Source organism: Halobacillus litoralis, from assembly GCF_020171725.1.
GTDB classification, from domain to species: Bacteria; Bacillota; Bacilli; order Bacillales; family Halobacillaceae; genus Halobacillus; species Halobacillus litoralis_F.
The window spans coordinates 26,917-44,292 of the sequence record NZ_JAIVAJ010000001.1; the positions used below are offsets into that span (position 1 = coordinate 26,917).

At 45.6% G+C, this 17,376-nt stretch carries 18 protein-coding genes; 7 read left to right on the forward strand and 11 right to left on the reverse strand.

What is annotated here, in order from left to right:
* Positions 1-38: 38 nt before the first annotated feature.
* Positions 39-881: an aminoglycoside 6-adenylyltransferase gene (locus LCM20_RS00155; protein ID WP_225193401.1), complete on the forward strand. Its 843-nt coding sequence runs from the start codon at positions 39-41 to the stop codon at positions 879-881.
* A 53-nt stretch (positions 882-934) separates the two neighbouring features.
* Here the strand turns inward: LCM20_RS00155 and LCM20_RS00160 are convergent, their stop codons facing one another.
* A complete protein-coding gene (locus LCM20_RS00160; protein WP_225193402.1) occupies positions 935-3,076 on the reverse strand; it encodes a beta-propeller domain-containing protein in 2,142 nt (713 codons plus the stop codon).
* A 161-nt stretch (positions 3,077-3,237) separates the two neighbouring features.
* Between LCM20_RS00160 and LCM20_RS00165 the strand changes: the two genes are divergently transcribed.
* Entirely contained in the window at positions 3,238-3,477 is a 240-nt protein-coding gene (locus LCM20_RS00165; protein WP_225193403.1) for a stage VI sporulation protein F, read from the forward strand.
* Positions 3,478-3,629: 152 nt separating this feature from the next.
* Complete coding sequence (locus LCM20_RS00170; protein ID WP_225193404.1) at positions 3,630-4,397, forward strand: LAGLIDADG family homing endonuclease; 768 nt, start codon at positions 3,630-3,632, stop codon at positions 4,395-4,397.
* Positions 4,398-4,523: 126 nt separating this feature from the next.
* Here LCM20_RS00170 and LCM20_RS19985 read toward each other — a convergent pair whose 3' ends face one another.
* Both LCM20_RS19985 and LCM20_RS00175 read right to left on the reverse strand, forming a co-directional pair.
* Positions 4,524-4,862 (reverse strand): citrate/2-methylcitrate synthase, encoded by a 339-nt coding sequence (locus tag LCM20_RS19985; protein ID WP_263621886.1) that lies wholly within the window; start codon positions 4,860-4,862, stop codon positions 4,524-4,526.
* Positions 4,808-5,584 (reverse strand): citrate/2-methylcitrate synthase, encoded by a 777-nt coding sequence (locus tag LCM20_RS00175; protein WP_318247283.1) that lies wholly within the window; start codon positions 5,582-5,584, stop codon positions 4,808-4,810. The genes LCM20_RS19985 and LCM20_RS00175 overlap by 55 nt, the downstream gene beginning before the upstream one ends.
* A gap of 109 nt (positions 5,585-5,693) precedes the next feature.
* Between LCM20_RS00175 and LCM20_RS00180 the strand changes: the two genes are divergently transcribed.
* Together LCM20_RS00180 and LCM20_RS00185 are read left to right on the forward strand one after the other, a co-directional pair.
* Positions 5,694-5,888: a helix-turn-helix domain-containing protein gene (locus tag LCM20_RS00180; protein ID WP_225193405.1), complete on the forward strand. Its 195-nt coding sequence runs from the start codon at positions 5,694-5,696 to the stop codon at positions 5,886-5,888.
* Positions 5,885-6,568, forward strand: coding sequence for a substrate-binding domain-containing protein (locus LCM20_RS00185; RefSeq protein WP_225193406.1), 684 nt, complete (start codon positions 5,885-5,887; stop codon positions 6,566-6,568). The genes LCM20_RS00180 and LCM20_RS00185 overlap by 4 nt, the downstream gene beginning before the upstream one ends.
* 105 nt (positions 6,569-6,673) lie before the next feature.
* On the opposite strand, the gene LCM20_RS00190 is transcribed toward LCM20_RS00185, so the two are convergent.
* Together LCM20_RS00190 and LCM20_RS00195 are read right to left on the reverse strand one after the other, a co-directional pair.
* Positions 6,674-7,837 (reverse strand): glycosyltransferase family 4 protein, encoded by a 1,164-nt coding sequence (locus tag LCM20_RS00190; protein WP_225193407.1) that lies wholly within the window; start codon positions 7,835-7,837, stop codon positions 6,674-6,676.
* A 248-nt stretch (positions 7,838-8,085) separates the two neighbouring features.
* A complete protein-coding gene (locus LCM20_RS00195) occupies positions 8,086-9,600 on the reverse strand; it encodes a flotillin family protein (RefSeq protein ID WP_225193408.1) in 1,515 nt (504 codons plus the stop codon).
* Between the two features lie 206 nt (positions 9,601-9,806).
* Between LCM20_RS00195 and LCM20_RS00200 the strand changes: the two genes are divergently transcribed.
* Positions 9,807-11,762, forward strand: coding sequence for an AMP-binding protein (locus LCM20_RS00200; protein WP_225193409.1), 1,956 nt, complete (start codon positions 9,807-9,809; stop codon positions 11,760-11,762).
* Positions 11,763-11,800: 38 nt separating this feature from the next.
* Here the strand turns inward: LCM20_RS00200 and LCM20_RS00205 are convergent, their stop codons facing one another.
* On the reverse strand, positions 11,801-12,205 hold the full coding sequence (locus tag LCM20_RS00205; protein ID WP_225193410.1) for a GNAT family N-acetyltransferase: 405 nt from the start codon (positions 12,203-12,205) through the stop codon (positions 11,801-11,803).
* Between the two features lie 114 nt (positions 12,206-12,319).
* Here LCM20_RS00205 and LCM20_RS00210 point away from each other — a divergent pair, with 114 nt between their 5' ends.
* Positions 12,320-12,484, forward strand: a complete 165-nt coding sequence (locus tag LCM20_RS00210) for a hypothetical protein (protein WP_225193411.1) — start codon at positions 12,320-12,322, stop codon at positions 12,482-12,484.
* A 48-nt stretch (positions 12,485-12,532) separates the two neighbouring features.
* On the opposite strand, the gene LCM20_RS00215 is transcribed toward LCM20_RS00210, so the two are convergent.
* Genes LCM20_RS00215 through LCM20_RS00235 form a run of 5 tightly spaced genes read right to left on the reverse strand, consistent with a single transcriptional unit; the run spans position 12,533 to position 17,364 of the window.
* Positions 12,533-14,065, reverse strand: a complete 1,533-nt coding sequence (locus LCM20_RS00215; RefSeq protein ID WP_225194170.1) for an acyl-CoA carboxylase subunit beta — start codon at positions 14,063-14,065, stop codon at positions 12,533-12,535.
* A 14-nt stretch (positions 14,066-14,079) separates the two neighbouring features.
* Positions 14,080-14,862, reverse strand: a complete 783-nt coding sequence (locus LCM20_RS00220) for an enoyl-CoA hydratase (protein ID WP_225193412.1) — start codon at positions 14,860-14,862, stop codon at positions 14,080-14,082.
* 3 nt (positions 14,863-14,865) lie between these two features.
* On the reverse strand, positions 14,866-15,774 hold the full coding sequence (locus tag LCM20_RS00225) for a hydroxymethylglutaryl-CoA lyase (RefSeq protein ID WP_225193413.1): 909 nt from the start codon (positions 15,772-15,774) through the stop codon (positions 14,866-14,868).
* A 9-nt stretch (positions 15,775-15,783) separates the two neighbouring features.
* Positions 15,784-15,996: an acetyl-CoA carboxylase biotin carboxyl carrier protein subunit gene (locus LCM20_RS00230; protein WP_225193414.1), complete on the reverse strand. Its 213-nt coding sequence runs from the start codon at positions 15,994-15,996 to the stop codon at positions 15,784-15,786.
* A 12-nt stretch (positions 15,997-16,008) separates the two neighbouring features.
* Complete coding sequence (locus LCM20_RS00235; RefSeq protein WP_225193415.1) at positions 16,009-17,364, reverse strand: acetyl/propionyl/methylcrotonyl-CoA carboxylase subunit alpha; 1,356 nt, start codon at positions 17,362-17,364, stop codon at positions 16,009-16,011.
* Between the last annotated feature and the right edge of the window lie 12 nt (positions 17,365-17,376).

Consider the following 17,376-nt stretch of genomic DNA (forward strand, 5'->3'; position numbering starts at 1 on the left):
TTCTTGAAGGTGAAATAGCAAAAAAAGAGGTGTGAAACATGAGAGATGAGAACGAAATGCTAGAACGAATCCTGACTACTGCCAAGAACGATGACAGGATTCGTGCCGTATGGCTCAATGGATCAAGAGCGAATCCCCAAGCGAAAAGGGATCGATTTCAAGATTTCGATATCGTTTATATTGTTCATGAGTTTGAATCGTTCACAAAGGATCACTCATGGGTAGACACATTCGGTGAAAGGCTGATCATGCAACTCCCCGATGAGAATGAAGACGGCAGAACCGATTCCTTTGCTTATTTGATGCAATTCACGGACGGGAACCGCATCGACCTTACACTTCACATTCCGAATGAACATCCATCCATCGACAGTTTGACGGTGGTGCTTCTGGATAAAGACGGGGTTTGGGGGAATGTTCCTGCCCCCTCAGAGAAGGATTATTGGGTTCGTAAGCCGAGTGCCAAAGAATTTGCGGCCTGCAGCAATGAATTTTGGTGGGTAAGTACATACGTGGCCAAAGGGCTGTGCCGAAAGGAAATGCCTTATGCGCGAGAGACGTACGAAGGCCCTGTCCGCCACATGCTGAAGAGAATGCTCTCCTGGTACGTCGGTGCGGAACACGAATTTGAAGTGAATGTCGGAAGCTTCGGTAAATATTTGGAATCCTACTTACCAGCAGATCTATGGGCAAAATATGAGCGAACCTACCGTAACGGCACGTATGAGGAAACGTGGGACGGGCTGCTCGGCATGTGTGATTTGTTTTCACTGATAGGAGAAGAAGTGGCGCGAAAACTCGGGTATGGTAGTCCTGTTGAAAGCAAGGTATGGGATTACCTGCTCGAAATGAGGTACTCTGCTAAATATAAAAATGTATAGATAAAAAAAACGCTTGGCCTTCGGATTGAGGAGGCCAAGCGTTTTTTCATCTATTATCGCATTTGTTCAGGAAGAGGGAATTCTAATTCCTGAATCATTTCCATGTTTGAAAGATCAAAGGCTTTCATATTTTGATCCGAAAAGGCGTAAAGGTCATCCCCGACGGAAATCATTCTTTGCAAAGAGTAACGCCAAGGATGTTCCTGGTTATCATTCATTTGAAACTGTGCTTTCTCCTGAAGGCCGTTCTCATTGTTTACTTCAAATAGGTATCCTCCGCTGAACCATGAGCCGTCCTCTTCATTCATCATTTGGATCGGAAGGCCGAAAAGGTCCCTCTCAGGATGCATATAAAGGGCTTTGTGATTGTAATTGAGCTCAGAATGGCCGTAATCGCCGAGTACCATTGAATCTTCTTCCACAGGGTTTTCGACATCTTCAATATTAAACAAGGAAACTTTGAGACCCGTAGTACGAACCATCGGGTCACCACCATTAGGGTGATCGACCAGTTCTGTCTGTCGTCCAAAACCTAACACTTGATGATCCCCGAGTGGGTGAAGGTAGTTACTGAAACCAGGGATCTTCAATTCCCCGAGTACAGTAGGATTCTGTGGGTCCTTCAGGTCGATGACGAACAAAGGATCCACTTGTTCGAAGGTGACAAGATAGGCCCGGTCCTCAATAAAGCGTGCACTGTAGATCCGTTCACCTTCCGCTAATCCTTCTACAGAACCAAGAGGTTGCAGCGAGAGGTCATACGTGAATAGATGGTTCTTGGAAGAAACTTCGTCGCTCCAGCTGTCGCCTGTTGTCGTAGCAATGGAGAACACGTCATTCCGCTCATCCATGGAGAATTGATTCAACACACGTCCCGGTACACGTTGCTCATTCTCGAATGATACGGTTCCTTCTTCAAGAGCAAACTGCTGGACATTTGTGAATTCTTCAATCAACTGAATCCGTTGACCTTCTTCTTTGTACGTTCGTTCTGTTGATGTCAGATATAAGTGGTCTTTTGACACGTACACATCTTCAGAGTGGCCGAGAAAGCTTTCTGCTGTCATTTTTTGATCAAGATCATCTAGTGAAAGGGAAGCGAGCGTAATAAAACTTCCTCCTGCTTTTTCAGGGAAGTATCGGATTGCCGAATAATCCAAGCGTTCAGGTTCTTCGTGAACAGTCGAATCAAATACAAACGGTCGGATATCCGGAGTTTTTTCTTCTCTAGGGTTAAAGTAGCTGTATTGATTGGATACGATGTACAACGTGTCATCGATGAGACGCGATGTTTGGTAGTGACCGGACAACTGGACCTTCTTGGATAGGGAAGGGTTAGCCGGGCTGCTGATGTCATAAACACGTGCTTCCGTTGTGCCTGCATAGTAGATCGATCTCATCATGTCATCTTGTTTATAGGTGGATTCATCAAACATTTCCCCATGACCCAGTACAACAAGCTGATCGCCATTGATGTAAAGCTGACTGGCATGGAATTGGTCTTCCTTTATGGTCGTCACGAGCGCTGCATCCGGGGCATTGTTACTCGTAATGCCGACATTTCCGTCGCGTACCATAAACGTATAATCTTCGGTCGCTTTTATGATATCGGCTTCATCTACACCTTCGACTTGTTGGTTTGTCTCAGAGACCGTATTTCCAGAGCCTGCATCATTACTACTGTTGCTTCCTTCGGTTGAGCCAGACGCGTCTTCAGCTGCCTCAGGACGTGCAAACTCCAAGTTCCGCTGTCTGCTCTCTTTCAATAGCTCCTGAAGGTGAGAGGCATCTTTTACGGTCGGAACGTCTTTCGTCGTATGAAAAGAAAAAATTACCTCATCTTTAAGTGGGACCTCATCCACGCTTCGGATGTCGTTTGATAATTTGATCGTGTACGATTCATTGAATAAGTATAAGTTCTCTGGAGGTTCAATGGTGAGCTTTCGTTTATCCTCTGACAATTGAAAGGAAACAGGTATCTGTTCACCCGCTTGATTCACTACTGTGACCGAATCTTCCGTAAAGGTTGAGGAATCCATGAACTTTGAGAACGTAATCGTCCAGCTCTTATCGACGGGAACGCCTTGTTTTGATTCCAGGTTTTCTGCTGCTACGCCTTGCTGGCTGAGGGTGATCGTGAGAATGACAGCCGTAAGGACCATCAGGGCAGCGCATGTTGTGAGCCATTTTTTCAATGGTAACACCTTCCTTTTTTCGTATTTGATGAATTAGACGACCAAGTCGTGGATTTGTTACACGAATATAACAAATTTACGGAAGACTAGTACAAACGTTTATACAGGAGGGCTTTTCTTTCCATAAGATACTCATAGCTTCAAAGAAAAGGAGTGATCTTATGTTTGGAAACCTGGAGAAGAAGACGGGTGTCAAAATGGACGACGTTATGAAATTGGCTCAATCTCTACAAAACGCGAACTTCCAAGACGAGAAAACGGTCCGCCAAGTCATTCAGAAAGTGTCGAAACTTGCGGGCAAACCGGTATCTAAGAAGAAGGAAGATAAACTCGTCAAAGCCATCGTAAGCGGAAATATCCCATCTGATATGTCATCGATCGAAAAAATGCTTAAAAAATAATGGCAAGAAGGCTCTCACTTAAAGAGCCTTCTTTCATTTTCTTCGATTTTCTTCATTTTACTACCTATGTTGCTAAAAAATAGACGACAGAACGTACGTTCGGTATAATAGAAACAGAAAGAGGGAGGGAGTTGGACAAGCTGTCTAGAACAGTGAAACGGACATTAACCAATGAAGAGATTGTACGTATGTATGAGTCAGGAGAGCGAACCGTTGTCATTGCTGAAAAGGCGAATGTATCGGCAAGGTATATACGGAACATTCTTCAAAGTGAAAACGTAGAGATGCGAAAGAGGGGGAGTTGGAGACGGAAGTATGAGGTGAATGAAGATTATTTTAAAACGTGGTCTCGGAATATGGCGTATATTCTAGGTTTTTTCGCTGCTGATGGAACAGTATCCAATCAACTTCAATCCATTTCATTCTCACAGAAAGAGAAAGGAATTCTTATTAGAATTAAAGAAGAGCTGGGCTCTGATCACAAGATTATCGAAAACAATGCCGGCGTTCATTCACTAGTAGTATTCAGCAAAATCATGAAGAGTGATCCCAAAGAAATCCATGGGTTCACCAATAACAAATCCAGGTCGATAAAAATGCCGAAAGTCCCGAGGGAATATCAGTCAGACTTTTTCAGAGGATACTTTGATGGGGATGGCTGCATTTATGCTGATAAAAGATTTGTAAATATAGTGGGCGGATCACTGGATTTTCTGCGATCGATTTCTGAAATGCTACAGACCCACGGAATACAATCAGTAATTAAAACCTTCGATAGTTATTACAGAATTTATATTAGCGGTAATGAGGCAGAGCGATTATTTTACTGGATGTATGATGAAAAAGAATTGTATCTGGAAAGGAAATTTGTTAGGTTTGAGAACGTCATTAAAAAGTTCGAAAAAAAGAATAAGGGGTAATAGCCTTATTCTTTTTTTAAAATTATCTAGTAGACATAATATTTATTATAGGTAGTTATATCAAAAATTCAGTTTCTGTCTCAATACCAAAGTATACTACTGATAGTGAGACAGAAACAAAAATAATTAACTGGACACATACTTTGCGTTTGGTCTAAAAATTACGTTGTCGCTTGATTGTTCCACCATATGTGCTGTCCATCCAACCATCCGGCTGCAGCAAAAAATCGGCGTAAATAATTCTGATGGCAAATCGATGGCCTTCATTAATGCTGCTGCGTAAAATTCTACATTTGCATAAAGACTTCTTCCAGGCTTTATTTCGTTTAAATATTCGACCGTTTCTTTTTCAACTTGAACCGCTTGATCCACCCACGCCGGCCATGGTGTAATTTGCAGCAGCTGCTCTTTTAAAGCTTCGGCACGTGGATCAGCCGTTTTGTAGACTCGATGACCAAATCCCATGATTTTACTCCAGCCTGCACTTTACGATCAACAACGTCTTTTACAGATGTCTGCTGTACTTCATCCAGGTATTCGATTACACCGGATGGCGCACCGCCGTGCAACGGCCCTTTTAACGCTCCGATGGCGGCTGTTGCTGCTGAATGGGCATCACTCATCGTAGAGATGACGACACGAGCCGCAAACGTCGAAGCATTTAAGCCATGCTCCATCGTTGCAACCATATAGGCTTCAAGCGCACGAACATGCGCTGGATTGGGTTCTTTGCCGTGAATCATGTAAAGGAAATTCGCAGCATGGTTCAAATCCTCGCGAGGTTGAACAACTGACCGCCCCTTTGTCATCCGGTAAGCATTGGCCGCAATCGTCGGCATGCCTCCTGTCAGTTTGATCGCTGTGTCGATCGAAACCGGCCATTCATCAACAGACTGATCCATAAAAGACATAGCTGAACGCATCATAGTTGGAATCGATTGTTTCTCTGAAAGATCTTTCAAAAGGTTTAGATACGTTGGATCAACAGATCGCGATTGAACCATTTGTCCAGTTGTGCGTGTTTGATCAACTCCATTCCATATAAAATGCGCCACCTCTTCGAACGAATCCTTCATACAGTCAGATAATTCTCTAGTGCGGTATCGAAGCGTCCCCTCTTCCCCGTCTATCTCGCTGATCTTCGTTTCAACAGCCGTGATTCCTTTTAATCCCGGTTGATAATCCACTGTAACCCCTCCCTTTCCTCTTACGTTTAGTGTAAAATGAAGAATCAATAAATAAAATATTAAGAAATATATCAATTTAATAAATTATTCTTATGGGAGGTGCTGATAAATGGAAATCAGGTGGCTTAAAACTTTTATATTGACTGCCGAACTGCAGAATTATCGAAAGGTTGCTGAGGTCCTACATATGACTCAGCCGGCGATCAGCTCCCAAATCAAACAATTGGAAGCAGCCGTAGGTTCTCCGCTTTTTCGTAAAGAAGGACGTCATATTGCGTTGACGACATTGGGAGAAGTTTCTTGAAAGAAGCCGAGACGCTCATGAAGCAATATGACGGGATGCTTCAAAGAACAAGCAGATTGCAGCAAGGTTACCAATCGTCTTTGTCTATTGCGATGAGTCCTCTGCTTGTAGACAGCATCTTCCCATCTATCTTGAGAAAATATACGGAAGATGAGCGTAACACGGAATTGAGTATAACCGTTGCCGAATCTAGTGATATGCAGCAGCTGATCGAAGACTCCGAGGTGGATGTCGCCCTTTCGTGCACTCCGTCGAACTCAAAGCATATTCAAACGACGCTGCTTTCGGAGGAATCGATTACTTTGGTGACAGCCCATGATGGTTGGGATTCGGAGTCCGGTCCTGTTGTTGAAGCGTTGGAGCTGCTTTCTACACATGTTATTTTCACGGATCACCATCCTACAATGTGGCCAACTTTGAAAAGACAGGTCAAAATGCACGCTAAGGCAAGTAGATTTGCAAAAGTTTCACAGTCGTATGCCGCCAAGCGTTTCATTTTAGAAGGTATGGGCGTCAGCTTCCTCCCCTTCTTTGCTGTAAGCCGAGAAATTCAGGAAGGAAGGATGATTACTGTAGAAACCCCTTTTATGGAGCTGCCGAAGATCGATCTATATGCGCTGCATCCAATACACGAAGCAAAATCGGAGGTTTTTGTGGAGTTTGTCAAAGGTTATTTGTGAGGTTATGGATTTGTTTTTTTTTGATTTGAGTTCGGAGTTGCTACTATGTTTTAAGTCTGAATATTCAGAACTCTATACAAAAGAAAAAAGCCACAGAGTGTTTCGTTACTCTGTGACTTTCACTTTAGACTTTTTTGAGGATTTTGACTGACTCTTTTGAAAAACTTCCAACGTCTCGAAATAATAATCCAATATTTGTTCGGAAGGCTTCTGCCAGCTGAATTTCTCAGCTTCTTTTCGAGCATTTTCGCACATGTGCTCGTAAAGCTCCTCGTCTTCAAGGCGGTTGATCGCCTGGATCATGCTTTCTGTATTTTCGTTTTCAAACAGCAATCCTGTACGTCCATCCTCAACCTGCTCCATCGTCGGTCCACTTTTTGCTGCAATGACCGGTAAACCGGAAGCCATGGATTCGAGGATCACAAGTCCTAAAGTTTCTGTTACAGACGGGAAAATGAGTGCATCGGAAGAAGCGAATGATTGAGCAAGCTCATCTCCGTGCAGTAACCCCGTGAAGGTCGTGTTTGTTCCTTCAAATGTTTTTTCGAGCTCTTCTTTGACCGGACCATCACCGACAATGGCGAGAGAAATATCATCCCGTTCATCTAAGAGTGGTCTCAGTTTATGAATCTCTTTTTCCGGTGCCAGCCGTCCTACAAACACCAGCAGCTTGTTTTCAGGCTTACCAGCCGTCAACCGTTCTCTCATCTCTGCGTTTTTGTGACGAGGGTGATAATGATCGACAGCCACCCCTCTGTCCCAGACGCTGACGTTGTGAAAGTTCTTCGCAACGAGTTCCTTCTTCACGGCGTTTGAGGTACACAAATTGACGTCTGCGTAATTGTGAAGCTTACGGAAGTACCACCATACAGCAGGTTTTAGAGGATAAAGACGATAGTAGTCCATATACTTCGGCACATGTGTGTGATAGGAAGCGATAAGTGGGTAGTTTAATTTATTCGCATAATAGACGCCTGATACCCCGACCAGGGCCGGATTTACGACGTGAACGAGATCAGGATCATGCTTTATGAGTAGATCTTTAACTTTTCGTTGTGGCAGAGAAAATTCGCGATAACGATAAAACGGCATCTTTGTCGTCTTAACGCCTTCTACAATCGCCCCTTCATATTCTGTGACGCCAAAATCAGGAGCAATCACGACTACTTCGTGATCCTGGCTTCTAAGGTATTTCACCGCTTCTTTAAGTCTTGTCACGACCCCATCCGTTGACGGAAGGAACGTTTCAGTTATGATGGCGATTTTCAAAGTGAAAACTCCTTACTTCGTAGTAATGAAAGTACTAGTTTGTTTAAAGTAGATACATAATGACTTGGAAGTACCCCGAGTTTTATCAGCACTTCTCTTCGCTTTAGACTTTACCATTAATTCAATACGGAGACAATGAATACACTGTTAAAGACCCATTAGTTTGTGTTAATCTTTATGCGATTTCCACCTTAACGCATAAAAAAACGCATGTAAAGCGTTTATGCTTTACATGCGTTCAGGGAATCTTATTTCTCGTCTTCCTCTGCCTTTTCGTGTGCGTTATTTTCCTGTTGCTCTGCTGCTTCCGTCGTATGATCCGCTTCATTTTCATGAGTCGCCGATACTTCCTCATAACGCTTTGAGGCGTTCTCATCGAAGGCATTGACCGCCCCGCGGGAAACATAGCTCTCAAGCATCGCTTTCAGGTCCATGCCCGTTGTCTCTTTCAGCGATTCCTGAATGCCTAGCATAGTAGATGTCACGCTGTTGGCGATCTTAGCTGAACCGCCTTGTGAACCGCTTCCGCCCATATCAATCACTTTCATATCTTGAATCTGGGAAAGGGGTGCTGATACTTTCTCAGCATATTCAGGGAGAACGTTCAGAAGCATTTCCATAATGGCCGCTTCTCCGTACTCACTCATCGCTTGAGCCATACGCTCTTTCGACTCTGCCTCTGCCAGACCACGCTGACGAATGACTTCCGCTTCGGATTCACCTTTGATCCGCTCGTTGTCCGCTTCCGCTTGTGCACGTTTGGTCACTTCATACGCTTCAGCATCCGCAATCGAACGACGACGCTTGTTCTCTTCTTCTTCAAGCTCAACCGCACGTTGCTTCTCGATATACTGTACTTTAAGCTCTTCTTCTTTCACTTGTTGTGCAAGCTTTTGACGCTCAATCTCGCCTGCCTGTTCGGCGTTGGCACGAGCACGGTTCGCTTCTTTCTGGAATTCCGCTTCCTTAATTTCTTTCTGGTTCGTCGATTCCGCAACCGCTGTTAGACGGCGGTTTTCTTCGTCTTGTGCTTCCTGGTCGTTTTTCGCCTGGTAAATACGCGTTTCTTTTGTAGCATCTGATTCCGCCATATTCGCTTTCTTCTGAACCTCAGCGATATGTGGACGACCGAGCGCGTCAATGTAACCATTTTCTTCATCAACGTCCTCCACATCATTTAGGGCGAAGGATGTAATTTCAAAGCCCATTCCTTTGAGGTCGGATTCCGCAATCTTTTTCACCTGCGTGTTGACCTCTTTGAAATCATTATAAATCTTTTCAATCGGAAGAGATGCGATAATGGAACGAAGGTGACCGTTCAACACGTCCTTCAGTTCTGCTTCTCGTTCATTCTGCTTCTTACCTAGGAATTTCTCAGCGAAGTTCGCCATGATCTCAAGCTCACTTCCGATACTGATGACGGCCGTACTTGCGACACGGACCGGAATCCCTTCTTTCGTATACGCTTTGTCTGAATTGACTCCGAGCTGGAAGGAAGTCAAGTCAATTGGCGTTGCCGTTTGGAACATACGCAGGCGGTACCCACCACCACGGATGATCTTCACGGATCTCCCGTTATCATCTTCAAATACATTTTTCTCCTGCTCTGGATCCCCCAGTTTTGGACCTGTTACAATTAATGCTTCGTTCGAACTCGCCGTTTTATATCTCATTCTGAAAACGATGAACGTTGCAAGGCCTCCGACAACGACAACGACTCCAAGAACCGATAAAATACCGATCATTAAAGCTCCTTCAAGCATGCTGTTCCTCTCCTTTGTATGTATTGCCATCCAGTTATGTAAAAAGGATGGTATTTATTCTATCGATTACCATCCTATAAAAGTTTCATAAATCGTTCAATATCTATGAAGAAATTTGTAGAAAATCCTTTTTTCGACTTCCGTGATTATGAATAGATATTCAGTTATAATGGAAGTGTCAGAATATTTCATTAGGAGTGGTCACTATGTCTACATATCAGAATGCCTGGATTCCGACAGAAGAACAAAAGAAACAGACACGCCTTTTCCAATGGATGAACCGGCTCGGTTTTGACGATTATGAATCGTTTCATCAAAAAACGGTGACAGATATCGATTGGTTCTGGGACAAAGCACTAAAGGAACTTGAATATGAATGGCATGAGAACTATGACGAAACACTAGATTTGTCAAAAGGTATCGCCCACCCCAACTGGTTCGTCGGCGGAAAGACAAACGTCGTCCATAATGCACTGGATAAATGGGCAGATCACCCTGGAACTAAAGGACAAACAGCGCTTTACTGGGAGGGAGACAACGGGGATCGTGTGACGTACACGTATGAAGAACTCCAAGCAGAAGTGAACGCCTATGCACAAGGACTTGAGGACTTGGGGATTGGTGAAGAGGATATTGTAACCCTCTATATGCCGATGATACCGGAAACGTTAATCGCCATGCTTGCCGTCTCGAAAGTCGGGGCCATCTTTTCCCCTGCATTCTCAGGTTACAAATCAGAAGCTGTCGCAACAAGAATCCAGGCGGCGAAGTCAAAGGCACTCCTCACAGCAGACGGATTCTTCCGCCGTGGTAAAACAGTCCGAATGAAAGATGAAGCAGATCTTGCTGCTGACCAATGCCCTTCTTTGGAACATGTAATTGTGGTGGAGCGCGCCTCCTTGGAAGTGGACTGGAATGAACACCGGGATGTAACGTGGTCTTCGCTACGCAAAAATGTAACCGGTTACAAAACCGTAGTGAAACAGGCGGATGATCCATTCATGCTCATCTATACGTCAGGAACAACAGGAAAACCTAAAGGTGCCGTTCATACTCATGCAGGATTTCCTGTTAAATCCGCCTTCGATGCCGGGATTTGTATGGATGTCAAGAAGGACGATACGCTATTTTGGTATACAGATATGGGATGGATGATGGGACCGTTTCTCGTTTATGGAGGACTTGTGAACGGAGCATCCATCGTCATGTTTGAAGGCACACCGGATTATCCGAAGCCGGATCGTCTCTGGGAAATTGTGGAGCGGTATCATGTGACCCACCTCGGCATTTCCCCTACCCTCGTCCGGGCGATGATGAAGCACGGTGAAGATTGGATTCACAACCATGACCTGCGTTCACTTAAGATGATCGGCTCGACAGGAGAACCATGGAATCCTGAACCGTGGCAGTGGTTGTTCAAGCATGCTGGTCATTCACAAGTTCCGATATTCAATTATTCCGGAGGTACTGAGATTTCAGGAGGTATGCTCGGGAACGTGCTCATCAAGCCGATTCAGCCTGTCACGTTCAATGCCGCCCTCCCTGGGATGGACGTGAGCGTATTTAATGAATCAGGCGGACCTGTTTGGAATGAAGTAGGAGAACTCGTTTTGCGGAAGCCTTGGGTCGGCATGACGAAAGGCTTTTATGAAGAGCCTGAGCGTTACGAGGAAACCTATTGGAGCCGCTTCAAAGATACATGGGTGCACGGAGATTGGGCGACACAGGATGAACAAGGTTATTTTACGATTACAGGTCGGTCGGATGATGTATTAAACGTTGCTGGGAAACGATTGGGTCCAGCTGAGGTAGAATCTGTCTTGGTTGAAAAGGAAGAAGTGATCGAAGCGGGTGTCATTGGCGTTCCGCACGCTGTCAAAGGAGAAGAAGCTGTCGGGTTTGTTGTACTGAAAACAGCGCCCACAGAAGCTCTTATGGAGGAAATTACGCTGCATTTAGAGCAAAAGCTCGGGAAAGCTTTGGCACCGAAAAAAGTGTTTGCGGTGGATGACCTTCCGAAAACGAGAAATGCGAAGGTCATGAGGCGGGCGATTAAATCTGCTTACTTGAATAAGCCGACCGGGGACTTGAGTGCGCTCGAAAATCCGGAGGCGGTGGATCAAATCAGAAGCCTCGGTTTGAAGAATTCGACGCACTCTTGAATACAAAGCACGCATCTGTTCCCTGGGTGCGTGCTTTTTCATCCGTCTTTCTGCCATACGCATAAGAAGCGCTCCACACCTGGATATTTTTCTCCAAGTGAGGTGACTTGGAAGCCTTGTTTTTGATAAAAGTGAACTGCGTCATTGTCTGTTTCAGCTTGTATGGCCGAGAATAAACCCTGCTTTAGGTAATCGATCATTTCTTTCCCAATGCCTTGTTGTCTATATGAAGAGCGGACGGCTATATGCTGGATAATAACCGCTCCTCCCTTCTCTATTTTTATCCCAACACAACCTATTGTTTGATTGGACGCTCTAACTGCATACAGCCGTTGATCAGGATAGGTGATGTATCTTTTTAAAGCCGCTTCCGCTTTCGATAAAGAAGTAGCGAGCTGCAACAATTCAATGAGCGTCCGGTCCTCCTGTGTAATCCGCTTCATAAATTTCCTTCTTTCGAATAGTATTTTTATGGAAAATATCCATTTTGTGTTATAGTGATTTTAACTTGAACGACTTTTGGCTTCAAATTCGTACAGAAAAGGGAGTTGGACACTATGTATTGGCTTCTCATGTTGATCCCTGGTGGGCTGATCGCTCTTAACGTATTTTTCGAAAAAAGACAGAAGCAGTCCAAAAGTAACGAAGAGGTCGGAGAATATTTCAAAACAAAAGGGGCTGCGAACAAGGCGGCAGATCCGAAGCATTCCAAGATGTTTTGACCAATGAAAAGGAGAGAGAATCCATTGCGATTCTCTCTCCTTTTCTTCTTATACTGGATAGACACCGTGTTTACGATGAGTAAACGTAACGTCCTTCCGCTCGTAGGCTTCAAATCGGACAGAAAGCTCACTGCGGAGTCGGTTCGGCTCTACGATATCATCGATAATCATTTCTGAAGCAAGTCTGTAGATATCGATGTTTTCTTTGTATTCCTCGTGCTTTTGTTTGATGAATGCTGGTCGTTCTTCTTCCGGAAGAGCGGCAATCTTGTTGGCGTAGACAGCATTAACCGCTGCTTCCGGCCCCATTACAGCGATTTGAGCGGATGGAAGAGCAAGGCAGGCATCAGGTTCAAAGGCTGGACCTGCCATCGCATAAAGTCCCGCTCCATAGGCCTTCCTTACAATAACGGATATCTTCGGAACAGTCGCTTCACTCATCGCCGATAACATCTTCGCTCCGTGTCTGATGATTCCCGCGCGCTCGACTTTCGTACCGATCATGAAGCCCGGGATATCAGCAAGGAATAAGAGCGGAATATTGAACGCGTCGCATAGCTGGATGAATTTCGCCGCTTTATCGGCAGAATCAGGGAACAGCACTCCGCCCTTTGCTCTCGGCTGATTGGCAATGATGCCGACTGACTTCCCGTCGATGCGGGACAGACCCGTAATCAACTCGGGTGCGAATTTCTTCTTGATTTCACAAAACGAACCTTCGTCGATCAACCGGTCGATCAGCTGATACATATCAAACGGTGCATTTTGATTTTCCGGAATGATTTCCTCTAAGCTTTTTTCGAACGCCCTAGGGTCCATCGTTTCTTTTGCTTTAGGCCTTTCTGAATAGTTGGACGGGAAGTAACCTAAGTACCGTCTGCAGAACGAGATCGCTTCCTGCTCATCTTTTGCCAGAACGTCTCCACAGCCAGAGACCGAACAGTGCATGGTGGCTCCACCCATTTCCTCAAGCGTCACTTTTTCACCAATGACTTTCTCTGCCATTCGTGGTGAACCTAAGTACATCGAGGCATTACCGTCGACCATGACGACGATGTCACAGAAGGCAGGGATATAAGCGCCTCCTGCTGCTGAAGGGCCAAATAGCAGACAAACTTGCGGTACGCGTCCAGAAAGCTTTATCTGATTGTGGAAAATCCGGCCTGCTCCTCTGCGGTTCGGAAACATTTCGACTTGATCGGTAATCCTTGCTCCTGCTGAATCAACCAGATACAGCATCGGAATGTTCAGTTTCAAGGCGGTTTCCTGGATACGGATGATTTTCTCAACCGTCCGCGCTCCCCATGAGCCTGCTTTAACAGTGGAGTCGTTGGCCATGACACAGACCTGCTCACCGTTTATTTTACCGATGCCTGTCACGACCCCGTCAGCTGGAAGTGTACCATCCTGACAATTCGCAAAAAATGCATCCTCGACCGATAAATCATCGTCGAAAAGGAGTTCGAGCCGCTCCCTTACGAACAGTTTGCCTTTCTCTTTATTCTTGTCATGATATTTCTCTGCTCCACCTGACTTAATGGTGTCCACACGTTCCTGAAATGATTGATTAGTCGTTGTCATTGTAGACTTCACCTCTATTCTCCTTTATAGATCGGTTTTCGTTTCTCTTTGAAAGCCTCAAGACCTTCTAAACGGTCCTGTGTGGGAATCGTTTCTTTATAGCAGCGGTGTTCAATCTCCAATCCGTCCGCAAGACTCGTATCGTACCCTTCGTTGATCGCTTTTTTAGCCTGCTTCATAGCGACCGGTCCATTTCGTGCCATCGTCGATGCGAGGTCCTGTGCTTCTTCGAATAGAAGCTGTGGATCATGAATGTATTCGACCAATCCGATCTGGTACGCACGATTCGCTTCTACGGGTTTTGCTGTATAGATCATTTCCTTTGCACGGCCGAGGCCGATCAGTCGGCTGAGACGCTGGGTTCCTCCAGCTCCCGGGATAATGGCAAGAGAGGTTTCGGTCAACCCAACCTTAGCCGATGTGCTCATCATTCTTAGATCACAGGCGAGTGCCAGTTCTAATCCACCCCCGAAGGCGACGCCGTTGATCAAGGCAATCGTCGGTACCGGAATTTGTTCGACGAGCCGGATGGTATCGCCGATTTTCCGAACAGTTTGTATGACGTCCTCATCGTTCATTCCTCGTCGTTCCTTTAGATCCGCTCCTGCACAGAACGCTTTGTTTCCGCTGCCTGTAATAATGACAGCGCGAACATGTTCAGAATGCTGAATTTCTGTGACTTTATCCTGCAGGGCATCCAATAGGGCCGTTGACAACGCATTGGCTGCTTCAGGCCGATTCAATGTTAGAACATACACATGGGGCACGGTTTCTTCTAACGTGATAAGCTCTGACATCGACTACACCCTTTCTTTATTACAGATTTGCATTTGATGACTCGGCAGCCATTTATCAAGCTTCGACTGAATGAACAATCCGGCATCTGTCAACCGGTCTCGTTGGACACCGGTTTCGATATGCATCGCATGGAGCATATGAACCAAGTCGTCCGTTGCGAGGTTTCCGGATGCCCCTTTTGCATAAGGACAGCCTCCAAGCCCTCCAACAGAAGCATCAAAGGTCGTGATGCCATGCTCCAGTGAAACGAGGACGTTTGATAGGGCCATGCCTCTCGTATTATGAAAATGCATCGCAAGCTGATCCACGGAAAGGTGCTTTTTGATTTCGGTGAGCGTTTGATCGACTTGAAGAGGGTTGGCAACGCCGATCGTATCTCCGAGTGACAGCTCATCAATTCCAAGGTCAAACAGACGCTTACTTACCTCGAGCACCTGTTTGATGGGCACATCTCCTTCATAGGGGCAGCCAAATACAGTGGATACATAACCCCGGACCGTTTTCCCAGCGTTCTTTGCTTCTCTCACAACAGGCTGCAGGACGTCATAGGTTTCTTCAATCGATTTATTGATGTTCTTTTTGTTATGAGCTTCACTCGCTGACATAAAGACAGATAGTTCATCGAGGTCCGCTTCTAATGCCCGTTCCAATCCCTTTTGGTTCGGTACAAGCGCTGCGTACGTTACGTCCTTGTTCCGGTCGATCCCGTCTGCGACTTGCTGCGCGTCCTTCAGTTGCGGGATCCACTTCGGGTGGACAAAAGAACTGATTTCAATGTATGGTAGTCCGGTTTCCGATAAACGGTCGATCCAGGCAATCTTGTCATGCGTCGCAACTTCTGCCGCTTCATTTTGCAATCCATCGCGTGGACCGACTTCTTTAATCGTGACGTGCTTCGGTAATGCCTGCATACTTACCTCCTACTCGATAATCGCGATGACGTCTCCTTCGTTGACAAAATCGCCTTCCTCCACCTTGATTTCTTTGACCGTGCCTGAAGATTCAGATGGGATTGGAATTTCCATTTTCATCGATTCCAAAATCGCTACATCGTCTCCCTCGTTTATCTGATCCCCTTGTGCAGCGACCAGTTTCCATACGCTTCCTGCCATTGATGCTTTTACTTCTGTCATGATTGTTCCTCCTCATTGGTTCGTTAATGTTGGTAGATAGTAATCTTGGATAAATGTTGTTTTTGTTTCGCCTTGTTTAAATTTGTCGTGGGTGATGATTCTTTTTAGCATGGTCACGTTCGATTTGATGCCTTCGACTTCATATTGATGGATCGCCTGTGTCATCCGTTCAATCGCTTCGTCTCGAGTTTCGGCGTGGACGATAAGTTTCGCGATCATAGGATCATAAAACGGGGTGATCTCGGATGAACTGTGTACAGCGAGTTCATGCCGGACGCCGGGTCCATCAGGTAAGTCCAGTTTCGTAAGCTTCCCTGGGGACGGATAGAATGTATTCGGATCCTCTGCATAAATCCGGACTTCAATCGCATGACCATTGATCGTTAAATCGTTTTGTTTGAATGTAAGCTTCTCGCCGTTTGCGACACGAAGCTGCTGTTCAACAAGGTCAATCCCCGTAATTTCTTCTGTCACTGGGTGTTCAACCTGCAGCCGGGTATTCATTTCAAGGAAATAATAGTTTTCATTATCATCCACTAGAAACTCAATTGTTCCCGCATTGGTGTAATGAAGTGCCTGAACAGCTTTCATCGCACTTTCGCCCATACGCGTGCGTGTATCTTCTGAAAGGACAGGGGACGGGGCTTCTTCCACCACCTTCTGATGCCTGCGCTGAATCGAGCATTCTCTTTCGAATAAATACACGCCATTTCCGTGTTGATCGGCAAGAACCTGGATTTCAATATGCCTTGGGTTTTCTATCAGTTTTTCTATGAACATACTGCCGTTTCCGAAAAACGCCTTGGCACGCTTGGAGTTGCCTTCAAATGCTTTCTCCAGCTCCTCATCATTTGAAACAGCCTGCATGCCGATTCCGCCTCCACCTGCTGAGGCTTTCAACATGACAGGATATCCGAATGAAGCGGCCCATTCTTTCGCTTTTTCAGCAGATTCTACGGCTTGTTCTGTTCCAGGGATAATCGGGACGCCTGCTCGCTTCATTTCGTTACGAGCGGCAATTTTGTCGCCCATCTTCCCGATGACGTCGGCACTCGGACCGATAAACGTAATTCCTTCTTTCTCAATGCGCTTAGCAAATTCCGTATTCTCGCTAAGTAGACCGTATCCAGGGTGAATGGCCTCTGCACCTGATTCCTTCGCAACGCTCACAATCTTATCGATATTCAAGTAGGATTCATTCACTCTCGGTTTACCGATTAGATAGCTTTCATCGGCTAAGCCGACATATGGCGCATGCTGGTCAGCTTCAGAATAGACAGCGACGGTTGCAATCCCCATCTGTTTACAGGTGCGGATGACGCGTGCTGCAATTTCCCCTCGGTTTGCAATCAGAACTTTTTTAAACATACGATTCCCTCC